21 protein-coding genes are annotated in these 26,353 nt (G+C 42.3%); 11 read left to right on the top strand and 10 right to left on the bottom strand.

From position 1 onward, the window contains the following. Positions 1-115: 115 nt before the first annotated feature. The gene (locus tag D1367_RS09500) at positions 116-3,466 is read right to left on the bottom strand and encodes a beta strand repeat-containing protein (RefSeq protein ID WP_118166099.1); all 3,351 of its coding nucleotides are present in this window, start codon (positions 3,464-3,466) and stop codon (positions 116-118) included. Between the two features lie 1,092 nt (positions 3,467-4,558). Continuing rightward, entirely contained in the window at positions 4,559-4,912 is a 354-nt protein-coding gene (patD, locus tag D1367_RS09505) for a heterocyst frequency control protein PatD (protein ID WP_118166102.1), read from the bottom strand. A 291-nt stretch (positions 4,913-5,203) separates the two neighbouring features. On the opposite strand from patD, the gene D1367_RS09510 reads away from it, so the two are divergent. From D1367_RS09510 to D1367_RS32745, 4 genes are all read left to right on the top strand, one after another. Next, positions 5,204-7,474, top strand: a complete 2,271-nt coding sequence (locus tag D1367_RS09510) for a RelA/SpoT family protein (RefSeq protein WP_118166105.1) — start codon at positions 5,204-5,206, stop codon at positions 7,472-7,474. Between the two features lie 157 nt (positions 7,475-7,631). Then, entirely contained in the window at positions 7,632-7,919 is a 288-nt protein-coding gene (locus D1367_RS09515; RefSeq protein ID WP_228674575.1) for a type ISP restriction/modification enzyme, read from the top strand. A 443-nt stretch (positions 7,920-8,362) separates the two neighbouring features. Beyond that, positions 8,363-9,409 carry a D-alanine--D-alanine ligase family protein gene (locus tag D1367_RS09520; RefSeq protein WP_118166108.1) on the top strand — a complete coding sequence of 349 codons (1,047 nt, stop codon included), beginning with the start codon at positions 8,363-8,365 and terminating at the stop codon, positions 9,407-9,409. Positions 9,410-9,713: 304 nt separating this feature from the next. Beyond that, complete coding sequence (locus D1367_RS32745; protein ID WP_267255531.1) at positions 9,714-9,848, top strand: hypothetical protein; 135 nt, start codon at positions 9,714-9,716, stop codon at positions 9,846-9,848. Positions 9,849-9,950: 102 nt separating this feature from the next. Here D1367_RS32745 and D1367_RS09525 read toward each other — a convergent pair whose 3' ends face one another. The 3 genes from D1367_RS09525 to D1367_RS09535 all read right to left on the bottom strand — a co-directional run bounded on the left by D1367_RS09525 (position 9,951) and on the right by D1367_RS09535 (position 13,880). Next, positions 9,951-11,339 carry an ATP-grasp domain-containing protein gene (locus tag D1367_RS09525; protein WP_118166111.1) on the bottom strand — a complete coding sequence of 463 codons (1,389 nt, stop codon included), beginning with the start codon at positions 11,337-11,339 and terminating at the stop codon, positions 9,951-9,953. A 470-nt stretch (positions 11,340-11,809) separates the two neighbouring features. Beyond that, the gene (locus D1367_RS09530; RefSeq protein ID WP_118166114.1) at positions 11,810-12,643 is read right to left on the bottom strand and encodes an O-methyltransferase; all 834 of its coding nucleotides are present in this window, start codon (positions 12,641-12,643) and stop codon (positions 11,810-11,812) included. A gap of 4 nt (positions 12,644-12,647) precedes the next feature. Beyond that, a complete protein-coding gene (locus D1367_RS09535; protein WP_118166117.1) occupies positions 12,648-13,880 on the bottom strand; it encodes a sedoheptulose 7-phosphate cyclase in 1,233 nt (410 codons plus the stop codon). Positions 13,881-14,848: 968 nt separating this feature from the next. Here D1367_RS09535 and D1367_RS09540 point away from each other — a divergent pair. From D1367_RS09540 to D1367_RS09555, 4 genes are all read left to right on the top strand, one after another. Then, positions 14,849-15,565: a class I SAM-dependent methyltransferase gene (locus tag D1367_RS09540; protein ID WP_118166120.1), complete on the top strand. Its 717-nt coding sequence runs from the start codon at positions 14,849-14,851 to the stop codon at positions 15,563-15,565. Positions 15,566-15,634: 69 nt separating this feature from the next. After that, positions 15,635-16,714: a M4 family metallopeptidase gene (locus D1367_RS09545; protein WP_118166123.1), complete on the top strand. Its 1,080-nt coding sequence runs from the start codon at positions 15,635-15,637 to the stop codon at positions 16,712-16,714. Positions 16,715-16,953: 239 nt separating this feature from the next. Continuing rightward, positions 16,954-17,253 (top strand): protealysin inhibitor emfourin, encoded by a 300-nt coding sequence (locus D1367_RS09550; RefSeq protein ID WP_118166125.1) that lies wholly within the window; start codon positions 16,954-16,956, stop codon positions 17,251-17,253. Between the two features lie 26 nt (positions 17,254-17,279). Then, positions 17,280-17,486: a hypothetical protein gene (locus tag D1367_RS09555; protein ID WP_118166127.1), complete on the top strand. Its 207-nt coding sequence runs from the start codon at positions 17,280-17,282 to the stop codon at positions 17,484-17,486. A gap of 401 nt (positions 17,487-17,887) precedes the next feature. Here the strand turns inward: D1367_RS09555 and D1367_RS09560 are convergent, their stop codons facing one another. Continuing rightward, complete coding sequence (locus tag D1367_RS09560) at positions 17,888-19,366, bottom strand: amidohydrolase family protein (RefSeq protein WP_118166129.1); 1,479 nt, start codon at positions 19,364-19,366, stop codon at positions 17,888-17,890. 117 nt (positions 19,367-19,483) lie between these two features. Here D1367_RS09560 and D1367_RS09565 point away from each other — a divergent pair, with 117 nt between their 5' ends. Further along, positions 19,484-20,278 (top strand): aspartyl/asparaginyl beta-hydroxylase domain-containing protein, encoded by a 795-nt coding sequence (locus D1367_RS09565; protein ID WP_118166132.1) that lies wholly within the window; start codon positions 19,484-19,486, stop codon positions 20,276-20,278. A 47-nt stretch (positions 20,279-20,325) separates the two neighbouring features. Here the strand turns inward: D1367_RS09565 and D1367_RS09570 are convergent, their stop codons facing one another. Continuing rightward, positions 20,326-21,069: a maleate cis-trans isomerase family protein gene (locus tag D1367_RS09570; protein ID WP_118166134.1), complete on the bottom strand. Its 744-nt coding sequence runs from the start codon at positions 21,067-21,069 to the stop codon at positions 20,326-20,328. A 67-nt stretch (positions 21,070-21,136) separates the two neighbouring features. After that, positions 21,137-22,051 carry a DUF4437 domain-containing protein gene (locus D1367_RS09575; RefSeq protein WP_118166137.1) on the bottom strand — a complete coding sequence of 305 codons (915 nt, stop codon included), beginning with the start codon at positions 22,049-22,051 and terminating at the stop codon, positions 21,137-21,139. Positions 22,052-22,355: 304 nt separating this feature from the next. On the opposite strand from D1367_RS09575, the gene D1367_RS09580 reads away from it, so the two are divergent. After that, entirely contained in the window at positions 22,356-22,754 is a 399-nt protein-coding gene (locus tag D1367_RS09580; RefSeq protein WP_118166139.1) for a nuclear transport factor 2 family protein, read from the top strand. A gap of 50 nt (positions 22,755-22,804) precedes the next feature. Here D1367_RS09580 and D1367_RS09585 read toward each other — a convergent pair whose 3' ends face one another. Further along, entirely contained in the window at positions 22,805-23,281 is a 477-nt protein-coding gene (locus D1367_RS09585; RefSeq protein WP_118166147.1) for a hypothetical protein, read from the bottom strand. A 404-nt stretch (positions 23,282-23,685) separates the two neighbouring features. On the opposite strand from D1367_RS09585, the gene D1367_RS09595 reads away from it, so the two are divergent. Next, the gene (locus D1367_RS09595; protein ID WP_118164548.1) at positions 23,686-24,894 is read left to right on the top strand and encodes an RNA-guided endonuclease InsQ/TnpB family protein; all 1,209 of its coding nucleotides are present in this window, start codon (positions 23,686-23,688) and stop codon (positions 24,892-24,894) included. A 180-nt stretch (positions 24,895-25,074) separates the two neighbouring features. On the opposite strand, the gene D1367_RS09600 is transcribed toward D1367_RS09595, so the two are convergent. Then, entirely contained in the window at positions 25,075-26,238 is a 1,164-nt protein-coding gene (locus D1367_RS09600; RefSeq protein ID WP_118166149.1) for a substrate-binding domain-containing protein, read from the bottom strand. Between the last annotated feature and the right edge of the window lie 115 nt (positions 26,239-26,353).

The raw sequence follows: 26,353 nt of genomic DNA on the forward strand, positions 1-26,353 counted from the left end.
AAACTCAACTCTCCTCAAGATTGTTCCAGCTACTCCGAAAAAGACTTGAGGACGTTTCGTTTTGGACTCGCTTACATCCCCAGCCTGTAGAGGGATGGGGAATTACGCAAACAGGTTAAACAAATACAAAGCCAGTATCGGTTGCCAAATTTGTATTGAGCCTTAACCCATCTTTAACAACAGCAATTAATTCTGTTCCATTGCTGGTAAAGATGCCGACAGCAGACTCGTTGTCAGACACCGCGAATACAGACCCTAGTGAGTAATTATTAGCAAGTCCCTTGAGTTCAATTTTATCCTTAGCCTTAAAGCTGGCAATATCGGCATAGTCACCGTTACCGGAACTGGCATAGAAAACTGAACTGGCATCACCCAAGACGTAAGTATCTGTACCTTGATTACCGTTGAGTAGATCAATTTCGCGTGAGTCACCCCCCCAACCAATGAGGCGGTCATTGCCGTTGCCTCCAGAAAGGGTGTCACTGCCAAGTCCGCCTAAAATTGTGTCATTGCCATCGCCTCCACGGAGGATGTCGTTGTTTCCCTTGCCATCAAGGTAGTCATTGCCTGCCCTACCATTGATATTTTCACTGGCATCAGTGCCGACCAGGAGATTGTCCCCAGTTAGGGAATTGACTATCGTCGATTGCCCAGTGTTAGAAGTAATAGTATTGTTCTGTACTATTGTGGGAACAGTCGATATTAAATTACTGATAGTGTTGTTATCGAATACCGTTATCGGGGTAGTTCTGCCACTATTATCAAAGATTGTAGTAGCGGGTAGGGTATTGTTACTAGAAAGCGTGATAATTTGAAAGCCACCAATATCATTATCAGCGATCGCAAAGTTTTGGGAAGTAGTGCCTAGTGTAATACCGGAGGAAGGATTACTGATGGTCAATGTTGCGGTTTCTGTGCCTTCAATCACAGCATCATCTACAACGCTGAATATGACAGAACCTGCGGTTTGTCCGCTAGGAATGGTGATGATATTGTTGCTAAGGTTGTAATCTCCGGTGGTGATGCCTGTTCCTGTTACACCTAAATTGACTGTTTGATTCCCAGATACGGCACTCGATGCAGTCGCAGTAACGATGATAGCTGTTGTGTTTGCTTCCAAGCCAGTAGTAGTACTCAGGGATAAGTTGACGGTTGGAGAGGCAGCAATATCATTATCAGCGATCGCAAAGTTTTGGGAAGTAGTGCCTAGTGTAATACCGGAGGAAGGATTACTGATGGTCAATGTTGCGGTTTCTGTGCCTTCAATCACAGCATCATCTACAACGCTGAATATGACAGAACCTGCGGTTTGTCCGCTAGGAATGGTAATGATATTGTTGGTAAGGTTGTAATCTCCAGTGGTGATGCCTGTTCCTGTGACACCTAAATTGACTGTTTGATTCCCAGATACGGCACTCGATGCAGTCGCAGTAACGATGATAGCTGTTGTGTTTGCTTCCAAGCCAGTAGTAGTACTCAGGGATAAGTTGACGGTTGGAAAGGCAGCAATATCATTATCAGCGATCGCAAAGTTTTGGGAAGTAGTGCCTAGTGTAATACCGGAGGAAGGATTACTGATGGTCAATGTTGCGGTTTCTGTGCCTTCAATCACAGCATCATCTACAACGCTGAAGATCACAGAACCTGCGGTTTGTCCGCTAGGAATGGTGATGATATTGTTGCTAAGGTTGTAATCTCCGGTGGTGATGCCTGTTCCTGTTACACCTAAATTGACTGTTTGATTCCCAGATACGGCACTCGATGCAGTCGCAGTAACGATGATAGCTGTTGTGTTTGCTTCCAAGCCAGTAGTAGTACTCAGGGATAAGTTGACGGTTGGAGAGGCAGCAATATCATTATCAGCGATCGCAAAGTTTTGGGAAGTAGTGCCTAGTATAATACCGGAGGAAGGATTACTGATGGTCAATGTCGCAGTTTCTGTGCCTTCAATCACAGCATCATCTACAACGCTGAATATGACAGAACCTGCGGTTTGTCCGCTAGGAATGGTGATGATATTGTTGCTAAGGTTGTAATCTCCGGTGGTGATGCCTGTTCCTGTTACACCTAAATTGACTGTTTGATTCCCAGATACGGCACTCGATGCAGTAGCGGTAACAATAATTTGGGTTGTTCCTGTTTCAGCTACTGAGTTAGTGCTGAGAGATAAGTTGACGGTTGGAGAGGCAGCAATATCATTATCAGCGATCGCAAAGTTTTGGGAAGTAGTGCCTAGTGTAATACCAGAGGAAGGATTACTGATAGTTAATGTCGCGGTTTCTGTGCCTTCAATCACAGCATCATCTACAACGCTGAATATGACAGAACCTGCGGTTTGTCCGCTAGGAATGGTGATGATATTGTTGCTAAGGTTGTAATCTCCGGTGGTGATGCCTGTTCCTGTGACACCTAAATTGACTGTTTGATTCCCAGATACGGCACTCGATGCAGTAGCGGTAACAATAATTTGGGTTGTTCCTGTTTCACCTACTGAGTTAGTGCTGAGAGATAAGTTGACGGTTGGAGAGGCAGCAATATCATTATCAGCGATCGCAAAGTTTTGGGAAGTAGTGCCTAGTGTAATACCGGAGGAAGGATTACTGATAGTTAATGTCGCGGTTTCTGTGCCTTCAATCACAGCATCATCTACAACGCTGAATATGACAGAACCTGCGGTTTGTCCGCTAGGAATGGTGATGATATTGTTGCTAAGGTTGTAATCTCCGGTGGTGATGCCTGTTCCTGTTACACCTAAATTGACTGTTTGATTCCCAGATACGGCACTCGATGCAGTAGCGGTAACAATAATTTGGGTTGTTCCTGTTTCAGCTACTGAGTTAGTACTGAGAGATAAGTTGACTGTGGGATTTCCACTGGCGATCGCCAAGTTTGTGGTGTTAGGAACTATCGTAGCCCCGTCACCTCCGATATCAATTGTCCAATTAGCACTGTTGTTAACAAGCGCCTTATAGTTTACAAAACTGGCTTGTCCACTACGGGAACCAGTATACTGACCATAGTCAGTGCTACTGGTGAGTTTGATCGCATTAACTCCATCAGTTAGTCCAACAGTAGTTAGACTGTTATTATTCGCCTCACTTGAGACGGCGGTTAGAATTGTGGTTGGGGTAGTGGCACTATTTCCCAGAAAGGCGTAAACAGTCTCATCAGTTGTATTAAGTCCCAACTCGCTTGAGTTAACAACTGTAAATGTACCAATAGATGATGCGCGACTAGTGCTATCAATTGCACTAAACCGAACTACAGTACCTGCGGCAATTTTCTGAGATCCCGTATTCCATAGAAACGAGGATTCACTGCTACCAATAGCGATCGCACTCGCCGCTGTGCCGTCACTAAAATAAATAGTTGTATTCGGATCTATGTCTACAAAGGTGACAATAGACCAGCCATCTTCATCGGCATTGAAAGAGATAAAAGCAATATCGCCTTGTGTCAAAGCCATTGATAACGTCTCCTTCAATTTAGTTTGTATTGTTTGAGAAGCGCCTGAAAAGCTGATATTTACGAAGAATTTGCAAACTTAATCAAGTCAGGCAATTTAGTATTTTAGATTTTGGATTTTGGATTTTGGATTTTAGATTGACCCCAGCAATCAAGTTACTGGCTCTCTCATTGAATTTTAGATTTTGAATCTTTCAATTCCATTATCCAAAATTTAAAATCCGAAATTTGGTAACATTGACAATCGCAATATCACCATTAAAAAAACTATTTTATAGTCAAAAACCTATGGATTTTACTATGATTAATCTACATTCAGCAACTTTAAGTTATGTGAACAACGTTAAGAAAATATTTACAAAAGGTTAAGAGAACAAATATTTGGTAGTGAGAGAAGTCGGAAGGGCTGATCCTGTGTGCCACCACGACTAGTAAGTAGTCGGACAAAAATATTTACAGTCATTGCGAGCGTTCGCGTTAGCGTCTCGAAGAGAAGCGAAGCAATCCCAGCCCTTGCGATTGCTTCATTCCGCTTCGCTCCATTCGCAATGACATTGTGTAATTAATTCTGTCTGACTACTTACCAAGTTGAATCAAAAAGAATTTAAAATTGGGGTGCGATCGCTAATTTACCCATAGTAAGCTGTTGCGTATTTAATTTGTATATAGCGGTTCCCATTCAGATGCGGTACAACATTATATCGCTAGGTGTAGGGGCACGGCACTGCCGTGCCCTTACGGGTGTACCTAACTAGGTCGAGAAACGCTATATGCGATGCGCTCATGTTGCCAGCACTACAATCAAGAAATAAATTATCCAAATGAAACGTAGACGCGGAGCGGCTTACCGCAGGCTACCACTCCAGACACAGAGGAATGAGGAGGAGAGAGTTTTTTCGTGAGTTTTTTGGGTATTTTTTATTTGGAAGTCCCTTAGTTAAAGGGGCATTCGGGAAGAATTTTTATAACTCCAAACTCCAAACTCCCCACTCCCGACTCCCTACTCCCCATTCCCAACTTGTTACCAAAATAACTTTCCATTATAGTTCATAAATGAGATGATGGAGAAATTAGAGAAAAAGGTGAACAATTGTTATTTTTCTCCTTCCGCTTCTGGGTGCAGGATGGCATCACAGTATTGAATGAGGGTTGTCAAGCGATCGCTAATCGTCTGAAGTCTCGTTTGTATAGTAGATGCTTGCCGCGCTCCTTGCAAAAACATCACATCTATTGCCAGCAGGCGCAATTGCTTGCTCATTTCGGTTTGATAAGACTGCACTCGCCAGTTTTCATCAGCCAAAGGCACAATCTGCTCCCCAAAGAATTGCTGCAAGGAGGCTACACGTTGCCGCAGTTCGGGTGCAACAATTTGGGTCGTTGTGGCATCGGAACGTAATTGCTCTAGCAAGGTTACGAGTGCCAAATATTTCTCACGGTTTAAAGACATCCTGTGCTAGTTAAGATAGTATTAATGTCAAGTAATTTTTCTTCTACAATAAACTTCTCTTTTACACTTATCAGCACTAAAAGCCTCAAATCAGGATTTGGGGCTTTGTTTGCCATCAATGGATTTTCTTTATGATCCTTGAAACTCAAATTGGATGACTACCGCCGGCAATTGGAAAATCATCCTTACACTGTTTTTTCTACCCGTCTCTGGGCGACAGCATCTTCTTAGGTTGATGCTGCCAGTTTTATTTATCATTCACTTATCTACCGATCTACCAAACCCAATTGTATGAGCAGCCTAGCTATAAATTCATCAGTTAATCTAACCATTCCAGAATGGTTAAAGAAATGTTTGAAGGAGTCATCTACAAGTAGCGGCACACCGGAAGATGACCGAAGGCATAGTGATGCAGTCTTAATTGGTCGCGCATTTGAATTTGCTTTCCAACTGCATCAAGGTCAATACCGCAAATCGGGAGAACCATATATTGCTCATCCCATCGCTGTAGCCGACTTGCTGCATGACTTGGGAGGCAGTGCTGCTATGATAGCAGCTGGATTTCTTCATGATGTCGTTGAAGATACAGAAGTCACAAGTCAAGAAATTGAAGAACGCTTTGGCGCAGAAGTGCGGCAATTGGTTGAAGGTGTCACCAAGCTTTCTAAAATCAATTTCACCAGCAAAACCGAAAGTCAAGCCGAAAATTTCCGGCGGATGTTTTTGGCAATGGCGCAAGATATTCGGGTAATTGTGGTGAAATTGGCAGATCGTTTGCATAATATGCGAACTTTACAATATATGTCAGAAGCCAGCCGCCGCCGCAGTGCCCAAGAAACGCGAGATATTTTCGCACCTTTAGCCAATCGCTTGGGGATTTGGCGAATTAAATGGGAACTGGAAGATTTGGCTTTTAAGTATTTGGAACCAGAAGCTTTTCGCCAAATGCAGGAGCTTGTTTCCGAAAAACGGACGGCGCGAGAAGAGAAATTGGCTAGAGCTACGAAGATGTTGCAAGAGCGTTTGCAGCAAGCTGGAATCCGCTTTCAGGATATTAGCGGTCGTCCCAAGCACCTTTATAGCATTTACCAAAAAATGCACCGCCAGCAAAAAGAATTTCATGAAATTTATGATTTGGCGGCGCTGCGGATTATTGTTCAAAGCAATGAGGAATGCTATCGGGCGTTGGCGGTGGTTCATGATGCTTTTCGCCCAATTCCTGGGAGATTTAAAGACTACATTGGACTGCCAAAACCTAACCGTTACCAGTCGTTGCATACTGGGGTGATTGGACTAACAGGCCGTCCTTTAGAGGTGCAAATTAGGACAGTCGAAATGCATCATATCGCCGAGTACGGGATTGCTGCCCATTGGAAGTACAAAGAAACAGGAGGTTCTAGTATTAGCCATTTGACAGGGACGGATGACAAGTTTACTTGGCTGCGACAACTGCTGGAATGGCAAACCGATCTCAAGGATGCACAAGAATATCTTGATAGCATCAAAGATAATTTATTTGAAGATGATGTCTATGTCTTCACCCCTAAGGGGGATGTTGTTCCTTTAAGCCCCGGTTCTACTACTGTAGATTTTGCTTATCGGATTCATACCGAAGTCGGAAACCATTGTTCAGGGGCGCGGGTGAATGGGCGAATGGTATCTCTGTCAACGCGGCTACACAATGGCGATATTGTAGAAGTTCTCACCCAAAAGAACTGCCATCCGAGTTTGGATTGGTTGAACTTTGTGAGAAGTTCGGCGGCGAAATATCGAATAAAACAATGGTACAAGCGATCGCGCCGGGAAGAAAATGTCGCCCGTGGACGGGAATTGTTAGAAAAGGAACTCGGTAAAACTGGTTTTGATAGTTTGCTAAAGTCGGATGCGATGGAGACTGTCGCCCAAAAGTGTAACTACCACAGCGTAGACGATTTACTTGCCGGTTTGGGTTACGGAGAAGTAACGTTGAACTTGGTGCTAAATCGTTGGCGAGAAGTGGCGAAGGCACAACAACCAGTTTCCACCGTCTCGCCATTTATCCCCAAAGAACCAACTACATCAAAAGCTTTGCGGGATGCACCTGCAACTATCTCCCGCGCCAGTGATTCGCCAATAATAGGGGTAGAGGGATTGGTGTATTATTTAGCTGGGTGTTGTACCCCGATTCCTGGCGAACCAATTATTGGTGTGGTGACGCGAGGTAGGGGGATTTCAATTCATCGCCAAGGCTGCAATAATCTCGAACCTGTGGAGTATGAGCGTTTAGTACCAGTTAGATGGAACCCAGCCGCCGAAAATAGTGGTCGTCCGCACACTTACCCAGTGGATGTTCAAATTGAAGCCCTTGACCGCGTAGGGGTGCTAAAGGATATTTTGTCACGGTTGAGTGACCAAGGGATTAATGTCCGCCATGCTCAGGTGAAAACCTCTGCTGGTCAACCTGCATTGATGGACTTAGGAATAGATATACGCGATCGCTCGCAATTAGAGCAAGTGTTTGTCCAAATTAAGAAAATGAGCGACATTTTGAATATCCGCCGCGTTGGTCAAATCGACGAGTAGATGCGCCTGTAGGGTGCGTTAACGCAGCAAGAGACGCGATAAATCGCCGTCTTTACAAGAATCAGTTCTTTGTAGAGACGGCGATTTATCGCGTCTTTATATCTAGATTTTTCATTAAAAAACCTTATCCGAACCGTATTCAGAGAGGAGGAAATAAATGTACCGTGTTATTGCTTATGCAGCTAATGGAACTATTATTTTAGATGATGTCACAACTTTAGAAGGTGTCCCCAAAATTGCTTGGGAATATCGCCTTGGCAACCGTTGTGCTTTAGAATGGATATTAGATCAATACAAAGAAAAAAAACCTAAAGACCCGACAATTGCTGAAAAATTCAATACATATTGCTTTGCAGATTACAAAGAACAGGTAATAGATTTACTACAAAGAGTCTGCACCGTCAGCGTCGAAACAATGCAGATTATTCAACAGATTGAGTTGTAATCGATTCGTTATTTTTGGGTAACAGACTAATCACTAGTAAAATGTTATATCAATTGCCGCTTCAGTAGGACGATAGAGGTTAAAATTGCATAAATTTGAACTTGTCACAATTTTAGGGAGCATCCCAAATGTGTAAGTTATAAGCTGTTCCACAAATAAACTTGCATATACTGGGCGGGCAGGATGCCCACCCCACAAGAGTTATATTTAATAAGGGTTATGCAATTTAAATGTTTTTTAGCTTATCAAACCCACATTATGAATTGTCATTGCGATCGCAACGTAGTGGAGTGAAGCAATCCCATATCTTGCGATTGCTTCATTCGCTTTTGACTTACACCTTTGTACAAAATTGGGATGCTCCCCAATTTTATTGGTGATGCTGTACTACAACTTCATGAACCACTAAACTCTAGTTATAACAGTAGCTAGGAATATGAATCATGCCAGTACTTAATATCCTTCATTTAGTTGGGTCTGCACACAATGATTTTTACTGTGATTTATCACGCCTTTACGCCCAAGACTGTTTGGCAGCAACAGCAGATTCATCGCTTTATAATTTTCAAATTGCATACATCACACCCGATCGCCAGTGGCGATTTCCTGACTCCCTCAGCCGAGAAGATATTGCTCTCACCAAACCGATTCCTCTGTTTGATGCCATACAGTTTCTAACAGGGCAAAACATTGACATTATGTTACCACAAATGTTTTGTATTCCTGGAATGACTCAGTATCGCGCCCTATTCGATCTGCTCAAGATCCCTTATATAGGCAATACTCCAGATATAATGGCGATCGCGGCCCACAAAGCTAGAGCCAAAGCAATTGTCGAAGCAGCAGGGGTAAAAGTGCCTCGTGGAGAATTGCTCCACCAAGGAGATGTTCCGACAATTACACCTCCAGCAGTCATCAAACCCGTAAGTTCGGACAACTCTTTAGGGGTGACTTTAGTTAAAGATGTTACTGAATATGACGCTGCTCTGAAGAAAGCGTTTGAATATGCTTCAGAGGTCATCGTAGAAGAATTCATCGAACTTGGTCGAGAAGTCAGATGCGGTATCATTGCCAAAGACGGAGAGCTAATCGGTTTACCCCTCGAAGAGTATCTGGTAGATCCCCACGATAAACCCATCCGCAACTATGTTGATAAACTCCAACAAACGGAGGATGGCGACTTAAGTTTCGCCGCTAAAGATAATATCAAGTCTTGGATTGTAGACCCTAACGACCCAATTACTGAAAAGGTTCAGCAAGTAGCTAAGAAGTGCCATCAGGCTTTAGGTTGTCGCCACTACAGTTTATTTGACTTCCGCATCGACCCAAAGGGAGAACCTTGGTTCTTAGAAGCCGGGTTGTATTGTTCTTTTGCCCCCAAAAGTGTGATTTCTTCTATGGCGAAAGCAGCCGGAATTCCTCTAAATGATTTATTAATAACCGCTATTAATGAAACGTTGGGTAGTAATAAAAAGGCGTTGCAAAATTGATAGTGAATTTGTTGAAAAAATAAATAGACTCAATAGAAGCAGGACTCAATACTGCGTAGGTTTTGAATATTTGTAGGTTGGGTTGAGCCTAAGCGAAACCCAACAAACCCCGTAAAATGTTGGGTTTCGTTCCTCAACCCAACCTACATTGGAGTTATTTTTTAGGCTTAACCGAACAGTATTGAAGCAGGACTTATATCATGTCCCCTTGATTACTTACTATGTAATAATCTCGCACTGCGTTTCTATTCCGCCTCGGAATGAATTCCGAGTCTCATAGCTGAAGTCCACTCAAGTGGACTAAATGATCGATTCAGTCCACTTGAGTGGACTTCAGCTATCAGCCCTGAACTTCAGTTCTGGGCGGGATATCGGTCAGCGTGACAGTTTCACTTTGACAAAAATGTGGGTAGAGGACGGCTTGTGTATACCACGGTAGCCTTATAAAGAGGAGGGTTAGGGTGGGGTAAAACCTTGGGTTTTTCAGCTATTTCAGACTTGTGGGTACACCGTAGCCGATATATTGGGGAGGGAACTAGATTTAATCCCCGCCTAATTCCACGAGTTTACCGATATTGAAGTCAATTTTTACCCAGCCTTTGAGTTGTTGCAGATTTTGTAGCAAAAGTAAAGCAATCTGCCAATGATGCAAAGTTAAAAATGGTAGAGGATCATCTATTTTATAAATAGCATCTGTACCTCGTACTAACCTCGCAAACCAAGTTTGTAATTGTTTCCCAGAGCGAATCCCAGTCAGTCGCCAAATTTCATGATATACCCAGTAAGTGGGCTTGCTATCTGCAAGAGGTTCCAGAGGTGCAGCTAGGGGAGTTTTCCCAAAATAGGCTTCTGCAACACCTGGGTGATTGTAAAACATTGTAATTGCCGAATGGGTGCGGGGATTACATTCAATGGCGTAGGCTGTCCCATCTTCAGCTTGGATAAAGTCAAGAGATATTTGTCCAGTCAGCCTCAAACTTTTGACGAAATGTTGCACCCATTCCCGAATTTGAGGATTTTCCACATTTTCATAGTTAATCTGAAACGCAGAAGAATCTGAGCAGCAATGCAATCTTAATTCACCATCCCGAACTGTGCTATGAGTGCATAATTCTTTCCCAGGAATAAATTCTTGCATAATCCAAGGCTTTTCTGGGCTAATGGGTAAACTATTGACAAACGCTGCTGTTTCTTCTGGGGTATCACAAGGAAGTTTGGTTAAATTTAAGCGGCGAACGGAGTCATAAGAAATACTCTTAAGTATATATTTGCGCGTTTCTTTACTAAAATCGAAATTGATAACTTGTTCAGGATCGGTGATTTTAAAAGATTTGGGAACTGATAAACCAAGCGATCGCGCCTGATCGGTAAAGGCAAATTTATCATCCAGCATCTTGGTTATATCAGCATCAAAGTGAAAAACCTCACAGTATTCTGATAATGCAGGCTTTGCCAAAGAGTCGTAATAACTAGCTACAGGACTGCATACAGGTACATAAATGTCAATCTTTTCTTGTTTGACGATTTCCAATAGCGCCTGGGTGTAGCCTTCTGGATCATCTTGTGGTGCTGGAACTGTATAAAAACGACTTACAGCATTTGAGAATCTATGCCCAGATAACCAGTATTTATGACCTTCAATCAGAATAACTCTATGTCCGGCGGCATGGAAGGAGCGAGCAAGTTGCAACGCTTTGGTCATTTTGCCGCCACTGACTAAGATATTCTGAGGATGGGCGGCTACGGCAGGTTTTTTTGTAAACAGAATGCCCCACAGCAGGGATAGTAATACTATAAAAGCGTTAATAGGTAAGGCTATCAGCAGTAGTGTTAGAGTACCGAGAGTTTTGAATAGGGCTACTATTTTTATCCTTACACCCGTTGAGGGAGTTGTGGATTTAGGAACAGATAAAGAGATTGATTGAGCCATAAGTTTTTGTTTCGCGTGGAATGCGGTTTTTTTGTAGGGGCGCACAGATGTGCATTGGTGTCAACTTCAGCTAAAAATAGCTTAACCGTTAGCTGACTCACCCGCCTGGAACTAAAGTTCTTTGGCTTTTAGCTAAAGTCTACTTAAGTAGACTAAAGATTTTTGGATATATATAGGACTTACGCATGAGTTACGGAATAACGAACCTTATTAGGCACAGTATTTCGACTTCCCTCAATAACCGGGCACGGAGAAATCAGAGTTTGAGAGATATTTTGCGTAAGTCCTAATATATTTAGTCATCTGAAGATGACTTTCGCTATTATTCTTGGAACTTCAGTTCCTTGCGGGACATAGCTTTCACGTTAAGTTGACACCAATGATATCTGTACGCCCCTACGGGTATTGCATCCAAATGAGAACCGCTATCAAATCGCCTTTTTGTGATGACTTGAATTGAGAAGCGCCTGTTACACCAAGCGTCTAATCAGGGTTATACCATCTCGGATTGGTAAGAGAACTTGCTCTACACGAGGATCTGCGGCGACAATGCGGTTGAATTGAGCGATCGCTTCACCGTTGGCAGTACGCTGTTCTGATGGTAAGTAAACTTGTCCCTGCAACAACGTATTATCTACGCAGATTAATCCGTTGGGAGCTAGCAAATCGCTATCCAAGATAATTTGGAAGTATTCTACATACTCCTTTTTATCGGCATCAATGAAGATCAGATCAAATGATTCTTGTGCCGCCGCCAGCTTGTGCAGTGTCTCTAGTGCGGGTGCTACTTCTACAACAATCTTGTCGCCGTGGGGAGATTCCTGAAAACAAGTTTGAGCAAATTCGGCCACGTATGAGTCTACCTCACAAGCAATCAGTCGTCCATCGGCTGGTAACGCCTCCGCCATCGCCAAAGCTGAATATCCTGTGAACATTCCCACTTCTAGGATGCGCTTGGACTTGGTTAGATGCACAAACATCTTTAATGTCTGTCCTTCAAGATGTCCTGAGAGCATTTCCTGCTCTAGTTGACGCACCGTTTCACCATCACTGAAGCGTTTACTCCAGTCTTCAATGCTTGTCTTCTGCGCTAGTGCTGTTAATGCTGTCGATTCGGGGGTAGTGCAATCATCCAGATAGGGATCTAAACCTGCGGCTAATTGCAACCCTTGACGCAGAGATGTCAATATCTCTAAAGATATATTACTTTCCTCTGCCATTCGGAGGGTTTTTTGTAACTGCGCTACCAAAATGCTGTGTGGGGTTATCGGTCTTGCGGTATCTCGTCCTAAAATACTGGTCATGTTTTCACACTCCCAATAGTTTGGATTCTTCTTGAGTTTCTATGTAAGCGTCAATCCCATCTCCGCCACGAGGATATGTAGCACACAGACGTTTGTGTTCAGCTAAAGCTGCATCTAATTCTTCACGAGTGAAATCGTTGACAAAGAAGCACTCACCAATGGGTTTTGGCATAGCTGCGCGTTGTTTGCCGTCTCGCGTTAAACTGATAGATTGGGTAGCATACCAGAGCAAATCGCTATCTAGTAAAGGATGATCGATTGATAAACCTACACGACTCATCAAGCCTAAAATGCGATCGCGTTCTCCTGATGTAATGTAGCCACGTCTTGCAGCAATGGTTGCAGACAAAGCCATATCTATATTGACGGCATGACCGTGAAACAACGGTACAATGGGAGCTAACTCTAAGGTAGGACTCCAAGTGTGACCGTAGGCAATGACGCGATCGAGGTCTAACTCATGCAAATTAGGAGTTTCTAACTCCAGCATAGTTTTAATTGCCTCGTAATTGAGTTTGTGAGCGATCGCTTTCAGTTCACTTGTGCCATTCACATGTCCAAAGTGAGTATGCAGCAGTTCTTCGCCATACTCATCCAGCATTTCAAAAACTTCAGAGTTCGCAACAACAGCAATTTTGATTAATTCTGCCATGCCATTACGAACTTGAGCCGTTGGTAATGTTTGCAAAAAGGAGAAATCGAGGATAACTTTCAATGGAGCATGATACGCTCCCAAGCGATTTTTTAACTTGTGATGGTTGACTGCAACTTTAATCGCCACACCTGCATCAATTAAACCAATTAGTGTTGTCGGAACGCGAATGTAGTTGCTCTTGCGACGGTAAGAAGCACACGCAAACCCAGCTACATCAGTGATTAAACCACCACCCACTACTAACACTGGTTCTTTGCGGATTAAGCCAAAATCAGAAAAAGCATCAACAATTTTTTCAAAAGTTGCAAGGGTTTTAGTCGGCTCGGTAATGACAATGGGAACTACAGTCAAATCAATATCATAGTGTCTAAAATATGACTTTATTTGCTTACCGTATAGCCTATTGACATTGGCATCAATCACAGTCAGACATCGGCCAAACTTCTCATAGCTGTCTGCAATTTCTCTGTTATTGATATCAAATGCGCCGTTTACATATACAAGACTAAACTCAATTTTTTCGTAACCTTCCACGCGAAATTCAGCTTCTGTTGCTTCAAACGATGCTTGAACATGACTCATTATTGTTGACCTTGATAGAACTAAAAAATTTGTGACAATTCAGGCAATATTTTCGATTTACCCTAGTGCATGGCAATAAAAAATGATGCTCTTAGTCGCCGTAGATTAAAGCGACTCTAAAGCAAGCTTTCACTATAAAAGCTCATTTATATTGATGGCTTGCGATGTAACTCAACAAGTCCATGTACTTAGATAAATTCTGTTTTAGGCTAACTTCTAATTTTAGATAGCCTCAAGACTAATCAACTAGTTTCATTAAAAATCTATCGTCATAATGCTTGCGTTCTTTTGGGATTGTTTACCTGAATTCAGCAAGTTAACCTTAATTTAGATTAACTCCAGTATAGACTTGTCGGAAATTAATCTAAATGCAGATTAACTTAACGATGAACCTGCTATATCTATAACTACGGATATAGATTTACAACTGTTTGAATTCGCAAAATTTCTAACAGAGAAAATTGGATAAATAGTTTATCTCCGGGCTTCCATTTAAGATTACAGCCCTGATTAACCTTCAGTTCGCTGTTTTTTAGCATTAGTCTCGAACCTTTTATCGCTAAACTTGCTACACTCTGTTTTACTCAGAATGCCAGTGGACTTCTAGTTTGTTTTAGTTAACTTTCTGTTCAGTATTTAATATACCAACGTCAGTAACTTTTGAAAACCCAAAATTTTAATTTATTAGAGTTACTAATTACACATATCAGTTTAACTCAACACATGAGCAATTTTCTGTTTACAAATCTTAAAAAAGAGTTAAGTTGGCTTTTTTGCTTAAACTCATGGGATTTCAGCCTAAATAGATAATTAGTTAGCTAATAACATAAAATGTGATATATGTATTCTGCCAAAAGTATATTAAGTGAATATTTTTTAATCCTAAAATTTGTTTTTATCGATGTAGCCTGTACCTCAGTAGTGATGGATGATTAATATTGATTAGTAGTCTATTTGTTCCAATCACCATGCAACAGCTATTTCCCGGAGAGGTATTTGCCAACACTGCTGATTTTGACACTGGTATTCGCCAACTTTTACCGAGATACGATGAGATGTTGGAAGTAATTACCCGTTGTGTGCCTTCCACAAGTCGGCGGATTTTAGAATTAGGTTGTGGTACAGGCGAACTTAGTCTCAAGATACTCAATCGCTTTCCAGATGCCCAAGTAATTGCCTTAGATTACTCACCGCGAATGCTGCAATTTGCCCAAGATAAAATCACAGGCGCAGGATATCAAAAACACTGGACTGGTACACAAGCAGACTTTGGCGACTGGGCAGATAATCCAGAGAAATTTGATATTGGTAATAAATTTGATTCCTGCGTGTCATCCTTGGCAATCCACCATCTCCAGGACGAGATGAAATTAAAGTTATTTGGGCGAATTGCTGCTAGCCTGACTCAAGACGGCTGTTTTTGGAATGCAGACCCTACTTTACCGGAATCACCAGCCTTAGTAGAAGTTTACAAAGCAGCACGAGAAGAATGGTCACTTCAACAGGGAATTAATTTAACAGATATTCGCACGAAGCTTGGTGCAACTACCATTCAAGGGTACTCCAGTCAAGACCAGCTAGCTAGCTTAGATGTTCATTTACAAATGTTGAGCAAAGCTGGATTTAAAATAGTTGCAGTGCCTTGGAAATATTATGGTCTGGCGGTGTTTGGTGGCTGGCTGTGAAAATTTTAGATTTTCGTTTTTCTGCTCCTTTATTTGCCATCACTTAGTTTCAAAAGGAGAATATCTTGGATGGCTCGAAATAAAAAGAAATCAGCCGGGTTCAAGTATGAGCGATCGCTACATTCTAGATGCCCTATTTGTTGTATTATCCCACCCCATATACTAAAAAATGTCGTGGAGAATGGCAATCCCCAGCAGCGTACTTGGGCTTTTCATACATTAAACATTTCGGCACAATTTCTGGGACGGAGAAACATTGTAGGTAATATCTCCTTTGCACCTTCTCCTGGTGAAAAACGCCGCACCATCTACGATGCCAAAAATGGGCAACAACTTCCTGGTACGCTGGTGCGTAGTGAGGGAGATCCTCCCAGCACCGATCGCGCAGTGAATGCAGCCTACGATGCGGCGGGTGCTACTTATGACTTGTTTTATGAGATGTTCGATCGCAATTCCATCGACGACAAAGGACTACGTTTAGACTCCACCGTGCATTATGGTGACAAATACGACAACGCCTTTTGGAACGGCGACCAAATGGTTTATGGTGATGGCGACGGAGAAATGTTTCAATGCTTCACGAAATCAATTGATGTGATTGGGCATGAACTAGTTCATGGTATAACCCAATATGAAGCGGGTTTACAGTATTATGGCGAACCTGGGGCACTGAATGAATCGTTTTCTGATGTCTTCGGTTCCTTAGTGAAACAAAAGTCCAAAAATCAGACTGCACAAGATGCAGACTGGCTGATTGGTGAAGGTCTTTTGATACCGACTATCAAAGGTGTTGCCCTGCGATCGCTCAAAGCACCGGGAACAGCATACAATGACCCAGTATTAGGTAAAGATCCGCAACCAGCCCATATAAAAGATAAATATACTGGTACTGATGATAACGGCGGGGTGCATATCAACTCAGGAATCCCTAACCATGCCTTTTATTTAGCGGCTGTTGAGATTGGTGGTTATGCTTGGGAAACAGTTGGTAAAATTTGGTATATTGCTTTACGCGATCGCTTGAATGGCAAAGCAGATTTTAAAAAAGCTGCCAGCGTCACCATTCAAATTGCTGGCGAACTCTACGGTAATGACAGTAATGAGCAAAAAGCTGTGCAGAACGCTTGGCAAAAGGTAGGAGTTATTTAGAGTTAGTAGAGACGCGATAAATCGCGTCTGTACAAGAGTTTTGAGTAGAGACGCGATTAATCGCATCTGTACAAGAGTTTTGAGTAGAGACGCGATTAATCGCGTCTGTACAGGAGTTTTGAGTAGAGACGCGATAAATCGCGTCTGTACAGGAGTTTTGAGTTAAACTGGGATGTGATAACTATCATCTCCCACTCTTTGTATTTATCCCAATTAAATAACACAACGGAGAGCCAGAAATGCGAGTATCATTTGAACGCACAGGCGGTTTTGCTGGGATCAGCAAGAAGACAACCGTTGATACAGATACTCTCCCGCCAAATGAAGCCAGCACACTTGCCCGACTGGTAGAAGTTGCTGATTTATTTAGGCTACCGGAACATATTACTTCACCAAATCAAGAGAGCGATCGCTTTCAGTATAAGTTAACAGTAGAAGATAAAAGTAAGCAGCATACGGTGACTGTCAGTGAAGCAGCATTGCCAGGAACCTTAAGACCCCTGATTGAATGGTTGCAAAATATATCACAGAAAAGGTAATTTGCTAAATTAACAAATAAAATTAAATGCCTAATGAGAAACATATAAACCAATACAGTTCAGATAAGACCAAAACACTTGTAGAGACGGCGATTTATCGCGTCTCGAAAACTCACAATTTTGTACAATTAGCCATTGAAAAAGTCAGATTTCTTCCTAGAGATAAAGAATATCTGATCAAACCAGAAACTACAGTTAAACACTTTGATGTCATGCTAGACGATCGCAAATAATTTTAGATCAAAATGTAGCGACTGTCTGCGCGTAACATGGAAACATGAAGGCAGAAATCGCTACAGACTGCGCGTAACACCGAAACATGAAGGCAGAAATCGCTACAGACTGCGCGTAACACCGAAACGTGAAGACGGAAGTTGCTACAGAGAAGGCAGAAGTTGCTACAGCCTGCGCGTAACACGGAAATGTGAAGACGAAAGCTCTTACAGTGAAGACGGAAGTTGCTACAGACTGCGCGTAACACCGAAACGTGAAGGCAGAAGCTCTTACAGTGAAGACGGAAGTTGCTACAGGGTAGACAGAAACAGTATTCCCCTAGTAGTAATTATGTTAAATGTTAAGCGATCATAAAAAACCGGAGTCTTCTACAGTATTTTTCACGTCAATTATTGCGTGCTTACGAATAGTAGGAGCGTTTTAAATAACGTCCAGTAGGTGAACCTAGAACTTGTCCTTTGTTATAAATCAGATTTCCCCGCAAAAAGGTACTCTTCACCCGTCCGGTTAACTCGGCTCCTTCAAAGGGTGTATAACCTTGTTGTGATTCCGACTCAGCAGCACGTACCACAAAAATTTCATTTGGATCTACTAACACCAAATCAGCATCATAACCAATAGCAATATCACCTTTTTCTAACAAACCAAAACGCCGCGATGGGTTCCAAGATAGCAATTTGGCCATGTGATTGTAAGACATCCCCCGCCTACTCCCTTCACTAAATAAACCAGAAAGTAAATATTCTGTACCGCCAAAACCAGACTTTGCTAACCAAATGTTATTCGGGTCTTTAGTACTTCTTTTTTGTTCAGCAGAACAACAAGCATGGTCACTAACTATCCAATCTACTTGATTGTTGAGTACTGCTTGCCATAAGTATTCTACATCGGCACGGGGACGAATAGGAGGGTTGACTTTTGCCCAAATTGTATTAGGAGTATCGACATCTAATAACAAATGTCCGATAGTAACTTCTCGCCGAAAGTTGATATGAGGAAAAGCAGTTTGCATAGTCAAAGCTGCTTCCATTGCTTTACGCGAACTTAGGTGCAACAAATTGATATTTGCACAGTTAGTCTCATGCGCCAAATAAGAAGCAATGCAAATTGCTAAACCTTCGGAATGAGGTGGACGTGCTGCACTGTAAGCGTGTAATCCACTAAGACTAGAATCGTTTTCAACTATTTTGGTGTAGGCGTTGAGAATTTCTGCAACTTCGCAATGCAAACTCAAGCTGATAGTATCTCGCGCTTCTGGATGCTTTTCCATCAAGCGAGTTAAACCACGCATAATAAATTCAAAATGAGCGAAATCGTACCGTTCCTCTTTATTAATCATCAAAAAGAGGTTTTGCTGGTCTGACAAACCATGCAACCCATAGCCGCCATAAAACATGAAGATTTTAAACGAAGAAACACCATATTCTTCAAACAATAAAGGTATTTCATCGATATGCTGGCTAGCTATAGGTGCGATGTGATAGCTGTAATCTACAAAAAAATTACCTGCGGATAAAGCCAAGACCTCTGGAAAAAAATCACGGTAGGAGCCACCTTTGTTAAGATAATACTGCCCTGTACGGATGTAATTTAAGCTGGTAGTCACGCCTCCCATTGCGGCTGCTTTGGTTTCAGTTACAGCATCTTTGTCCAGAGGTTGATAGATACCGATGTGCATGTGGGCATCCACGACCCCAGGAAAGCCTAACAGGTTTTTGCCATCAAATACCTCTTTAGCTGTGTCTGGGCTAATATTAGGGGCAATCTGAGCAAACTTTCCATCCTTAATGCCTAAATCAAGTAGTTCGATTGCATCCTGATGGGGACGAACTACCCGCACATTTTTGATAATTTTATCTAATACGGGAGTTTCAGACACAGTAGACCTCACACTAAAATGAGTTTAGTCAGGAATTCCAACATCGAATCGGGACGAAGACCAAATCCCATCATTATATAACGGTTTTTTATGAAATCATCTTCAGGAGAAAAGACAATGGAAAGTTTTAATGAATATCATATAGACCCAAATGAATTTACTTTTCTCAAAAGTTTTGAAGATAACTGGCAAGTGATTAGAGATGAATTTACACACTTTATTAAGAATGCGTCTAATGATGAGTTAAAGTTAACTTATGATATTTTGGGGACTAAAAGTCAAACAATTAAAACCAAGGGTGATGCAAAATACAGTGCTTTTGGTATTTTATTTCAAGGTATGTTTATTGAAAAATATATTCAGGCGCATCAAATACAATATCCTGATTATGGGCCAGATGATGCATCACAAAAAGCACTTAAATTAAGAGAAAAATATTTTCCAAGTTTGGCTAAAGTAATAGAAAAAGTCAACTTTAGCGATGATGAAATCATCAGAAATGTGTATTTTGGAACATTCCATCCAGGCTTGGATATCAAACTGCATGTAAACTATAACCCTCATACAAATCGTGGCTATTTAGGATTAATCGTGCCAGAGGGAGATGTGGCTATGAAAATATGCCATGAGCAACTTTATTGGCATGAAGGAAAATTCCTAGTTTTAGATCATAGCTATCCACATTGTCCACATAATTACACTAATTATGATAGAACTGTCTTGGTTGTAGACTTTTTTAAACCGGATAAACCTAGAGATGAAGTTATCCAATTTGAAAAAGAGCAAGTTACACAAAGGATGCAAGATAATCCTTACAGCTTAGGTGTTTTTGGTAAAAGCGATAAAGCTAAAGTAGAAGATTTTATCAAGTATGGTTTAGCTCATCAATTAGAATGGGATAAAGCTTTATAAGCTTAATTATGATCTTCAAACTGGCTGGGAAAGATAATTCGCCATTTTCAAAATTCTCTCAAGAGTCTCCCACACCCGTACACTTGATCGTGGATGTCGTTATGTCGTAAGGCATACCACCAGGTTGCCGCATTGATGGCAATGACCGGCTTTCCGAGCCACCGCTCCGCTTCGTCAGCCAGCCGGAGCATACTCAAATTGGTACCCATCTGCACGATCGCGTCTACGTCATCACCATCGAGTTCCTGAAGATAGTTGCGAAGAGTATTTTCGGAGACTTCAGCGATCGCTATTGCAGTGGGGCAACGTAGTCCTTTGAGCCGCACGACCTCCACCCCAATGTCACTGAAGAAGCGGCGTAACTTCTCGTCAGCCACAGCTTGATAAGGATTGATGACTGCGATCTTCTTTAGTTTGAACGCTTCCAGAGCTTCCTGACATGCCGAAGCGCCGGTAGCCACTTGCAGACCAGTATAATCCTCAAGCCGTTTGATGAAAGCTTTATTCCCTTCGATTCCTCCCCAAAAAGTCTCGGCACTCATTGCCATAATTAGGTAGTCGATGCCTGCCGTCATCACGCGATCGACTGCGAAGAGAATTTCGTTGTCGATCTGCTCCAAAATACGCACCATCTTTTCATCGCTACTCAAGTCCTGGTTTCTAACATGAATCCTGGATATGTGGGATGTAACGCCCCGTACCGCGATCGCGTGAAAATCTGGTTCGACGATCGTGTTTGTGCTAGGCACAAGCACCCCGAATTTTTTTCGCCATCCTAATGCATCTGTCATTGTTGAATACCCGTGGATACCGCTTATCACCTAATTACTTACCCTAATCTGCTTTGCTAGTTGTGTTTCAGGAGTGGGATTTGTCGCGATCGAGTGCAGCCTGGAGACGTATCTCATCTTGCTGAGTAATATCTGGGTTATGCAGTATCCAATAACAATCTAGGCGGTCATTGGTGCGAAACAGAAGTAATGCTCCACTTTCTGTCCAGAACGGGCCGTGTGGAATATGTGCTGGTCGCCAGTAATAGCCGTCTTTGCACATTGCTGTATAGCGTCTATTAAAAGGATCATCGTTCATAGACCAATGCCCAAGCACATCTCCACTGATGACATACGCCTCCTCAGTAGTAGGATGACCAGCATAGAAATTGCCTTCAATCCACATAGGTACTAAGCCTAGAATCCATGTGGCGCGTCCGGTTTTTTTATTGGTATACAGGCTTTTACGTGCTGAACCAGGAGGTAAAAAGGTTGTGCTTTCCCATTTCATGGCGTGGAGTTCTTGCAAGGGAACAAATTCAGTCATCCGTTCATGGGTCTGCATATTCACATGATATACAGAAGTTTCCGGGATTTGCTCAAGGCTTGCGTAGTCTTCTGTCATGTAAGTAGGGGTAGCATTTGGCATCCACAAGATAATGGTGTCTTCTTCCGTTTTCCAAGGGCCAGTAGGTATGCCAGCTGGGATGAAAGAGTAACTGAGATTGCGTAGTCTAAACCCACCCTGGCAAAGTGCGCCGGTTAGCACAAAAATTTCCACATCGGTAGTGAAATGACCGATTGGCGCCTTCCAACCCTTTTTCAGGACGACTCGCTGTGTAGATTCACCTGTACTTTCATTGAGAGATAGAACCTGAGCATTACTGTGTTCACCAGTAATAAAGTTTTTCACATTAAAAGGCACTTGTGGAAAGTTAAGAACTGAGTTAAGTGATTCTTCAGTTTCTACATGTTTACGCCCTGCCGAGGTGTTATTGTTCATTTTAATACCTATGTCTGTGTGTGTAAGATTAACATTATTATGGGAACTCCAAAAAATAAATTATTCCACATTAAAGTCGTTGACTGTTGACTGTTGACTGTTGACTGAAAACTCGTGAACCGTCAACGGTCAACAGTGAACAATAGCAATGGAATATTTTTTTACTTGGAAGTCCCTATCGAGATGAGATTTTATTGTTTTTATGTCCTTTAACCATATCTATTTTCTGCATCTACTAACTTGGCAAAGTAGTTGTGATATTTTAAGTAACACAGTATTAATTTATATGTAGTCGGGGGTGAAAATGACACAATATTCAGAAAATACTTTAAAAGTTGCTCAACAGGCATTTGAGAATCTGACGCATGGGATGGCAACAGGAGAGTGGGAACCGTTATTAGATATGCTCACAGAAGATTTTACCCTTTGGTTTCCTATGGCAAAATTCCACGGGTTGAATGTGGGGAAAGAACGAGCTAGAGAATTTTTTGAGTACGTTTCTGAATCCTTCAATCCTGGTTTAAAACTAGCTGGTCTAGACCGTGTTACGAGCAATGAAACAACGGCTGTCTTTGAGTTTCGGGATGAGGGGCTTTTGTTCGGACAGCCTTACAAAAATCGGGTAGCAGTTTCTTTTGATGTGCGTGGAGACAAAATTTGCGGCTACAGAGAATACTTTGGCAGCGATGGAAAATCCTATTAAATAATTCGTAATTATGAATTATGAATTATGAATTATTTAATTTAGTTTTGTTAGTTATTCTCAGGGTTGAGTTCGCTGATTTCTCTGCATTTAGCCTCTGCGGCTTGATATGCTGCCAAGTATTCTTGGCCACCCAACATCACATCACCGTAATATTCATAAGGTGGATCACCATAGATTGGTAATGGATCATCTTCTGGATAATCTTCTTTCGATTCTTCAATGATGGCTTTCAGTTTTTTAACACTCAGCCTTTGTGCTGCAAAATACCAGAGTTCTTGGGGATTTTTGTTTAGGTGCGGTAACGTGGGATCGACAATGCGGACATCGGAGGCGTCGCCTATCTCAATCCAACTGTGTTCAATCGGTTTGTATGGTTTCCCTGCAAAAGCTAAAAATCCCTGAATATATCTTGCTCCCTCAGTGGATAATGCTGCTTTGTAAGCATTATCAAACGGAGTGCTAGGTCTGCTGTTTATACTTTCAGCAATTTTGATTGACAGCGTTTCATCCAATAGTTTGTTCATCAATAGCAAGGATTAGAGCAGCCATGAAAATATACTATCATTGCTACTTACCGTCTTGCTTGAAGAGACTTTAATTTTATGTTTATCTATAAAATCACGGGTTTTTCGGGGGATCAAGTTTTATCCGAGTCATCTTGGGACGACAGAGGCTTCCCCAACAAACCTGGACAGAAGGCATATTAGTAAAAACAATACTACGATCGCCAAAATGGCGCTTTAGAGTTCCCCCCTTTTTATCAAATCCCTGTAATACCCCTGCCTCAACGTTTCGTAGGCAGGGGATGTAAAGCGGTCAAAAACGAAACACCTTCTGACCAAAATTGAGCGTAAGCGAAATCAGGGAAGAAGGTAGTTGAGTTTTTGACAATCATGATATACTATTTATGTGGCAAAAATGGACATAAATGATCGTATTTGAGGCAAAACTTGAGGGACTAGACGAGCAGTATCGAGCGCTTGATGAAGCTATTCGTACTGCTCGTTTTGTGCGTAATAGTTGCCTGAGATACTGGATGGACAACAAGGGTATTGGACGCTATGACCTCAACAAATTCTGCGCTGTGCTTGCAGCCAGTATTGAGTTTCCTTGGGTTGCCAATCTGAACTCAATGGCAAGACAAGCACACGCCGAAAGGGCGTGGTCTGCAATCGCTCGGTTTTTTGAGAACTGCAAAAAAAGCAAACAAGGATTGAAGGGATTCCCAAAGTTCAAGAAAGAACAGACTCACGGTTCTGTAGAGTACAAAACCTGTGGGTGGCGACTTTCTGATGACCGCAGGTATATCACTTTCTCGGATGGCTTTAAAGCAGGAACTTTCAAGCTTTGGGGAACTCGTGACCTGCATTTCTATCAACTCAAACAGTTTAAGAGAGTGCGGGTTGTGCGTCGTGCGGATGGGTACTATGCCCAATTTTGCATTGACCATGAACGAGTAGAAAGGCGAGAACCAACGGGTAAAACTATTGGTATTGATGTAGGTTTGACTCACTTCTACACCGATTCTTTCGGGGAAACCATCGCCAATCCCCGACATCTTCGTAAAAGCGAGAAGTCTTTGAAACGGTTGCAACGCCGATTGTCTAAGACTAAGAAGGGTTCCAATAACAGAATTAAGTTTAGAAATAAACTTGGCTTAAAGCATCTCAAAGTAAGTCGCCAGCGTAAAGACTTTGCTGTTAAGACAGCAAGGTGCGTAGTGAAGTCTAACGACCTCGTGGCGTATGAAGATTTGCAGGTGCGAAATATGGTCAAGAATCACCCCTTGGCTAAATCGATTAGTGACGTGTCGTGGTCGCTGTTTTGTGAGTGGGTTGAGTATTTTGGTAAAGTGTTTGGCGTGGTAACTGTTGCAGTTCCACCCCACTACACCAGTCAAAATTGCTCTAACTGTGGTGAGGTTGTTAAAAAGACTCTTAGCACTAGAACTCATGTTTGTCCTCACTGTGGGCATACCCAAGATAGGGACTGGAACGCAGCAAGAAATATATTAGAAAAAGCATTGAGTACGGCGGGTCACGTCGGAACTAACGTCTCTGGAGACATCGACCTCTGCGTGGGTGGGGAAACTCCTCCAAGTAAGTCGGGTCGTGGAAAGAGAAAACCCAAAGAGTGATCTTTGGAATCCCCACCCTCAACTCTTAGTAGGGTGGGGAGGATGTCAACAGGAGGGATCAGGTTTTCAGGCTTGAGTGGGTAAGTCCTACTTAAATTCAGCAACGCTGCCGATAGCTGTTAAAGTCTGCAAACAGAATTAACAGCTATGCTCCGACAGGCTGCTAGGTCAATTTCTAACCTAATTGCAAGGAGAAGGGCCTAAAACAGTATTTACACAAGTATTCACAACACCTGTAGACACAGTTTTAATGGGATCGGGAAGAGGAGCATATCCGAGAGATGCAACGAAATCAGCCGCAGCTGCTCCCGAAGCCAAGGTGGTCAAGGCTTTAATACCATTGATTATGGTAGTATCTGAGTATATGTCATAAAACAGGAAATAAGTTGCTGTGGAAATGGGATAAGCATTTGCACGGGTCGGATCGTTCAAATTATCGATTCTAATCAGCCTGTTATTGGGATTAGTACCGTATTTTACAACAGTTCCACCTAGAAGAGCCTCTGTAATTGCGCCTGTTGAGGGAGCAGTGTAATTACCTGCTTTGTTACGTAACAGTGCGGCAGGTAGATTATTACTTAAGCGCGTAGCACTATCCACATAACCAATTGCACCAGAAGTACTTGCGATCGCTTTGGCTACAGCACCACCACCAGTAGCGCCAATGAAAGTGGTTGGCCAAGTTATAGTTGTACCTACTCCTCTATTCCATACATTAGCTGCTGGAATACCTGGAGTCGCAGCAGCCTTACATGCAGTATTGAGATGAGTCGTTAAAACAAAAGTGCTACCACTTGAGTCACTACGACGTACAACTTTGATGGGTACATTGCCTGCTATTGGGCCACCGTTATCTGCACTAATGCTGGGAGCATTCCAATTTGTGATGCTACCGTTCAAAATACCACAGTAACTAGCTCGTGAAAGCTTAATTCCACCTGTTGGTACAGTCAGACCAGTAGCGTTATAAGCTAATGTGATTCCGACACCTAGCACAGGCACTTGGAGGTAACCACGACCGCCAGTAACTGTTTCTGTTCCTGCTACGGGGTCGTCACTAGCTGCAAAAGTGATTGGGCCAGGAGTACCTGCTGGTGGGGTTTGAGTGAAAAAAGCTGTTAAACCTGCGCCACTACCAACTGGAGAATATGTGAATGTGAAGCTGGGAGAGGCTGTTTTTATACCAACAAACAAAGGATTTACAGTGCTTGCACCTGCACCATTACCTATGGTCTGAGCTAGAGATTTCTGAGTAGCGGATTGACCTACTACTAAACCAATTGTGATGGCAAGTACAGAAATTGAACTTGTCAAATTATTCAGGCGAACGGGATATAAACTCATACTCTTGCTCCTTCAAATTAATTTCCGGTTCAACACCATATCAAATCCAAATCAAGTGTCAAAATGGTGATTATAAATCAATACAGTTCAGTTAAGCATTTATACTCTTTCTTCT

The sequence above is a fragment of the Nostoc sphaeroides genome (assembly GCF_003443655.1).
GTDB classification, from domain to species: Bacteria; Cyanobacteriota; Cyanobacteriia; order Cyanobacteriales; family Nostocaceae; genus Nostoc; species Nostoc sphaeroides.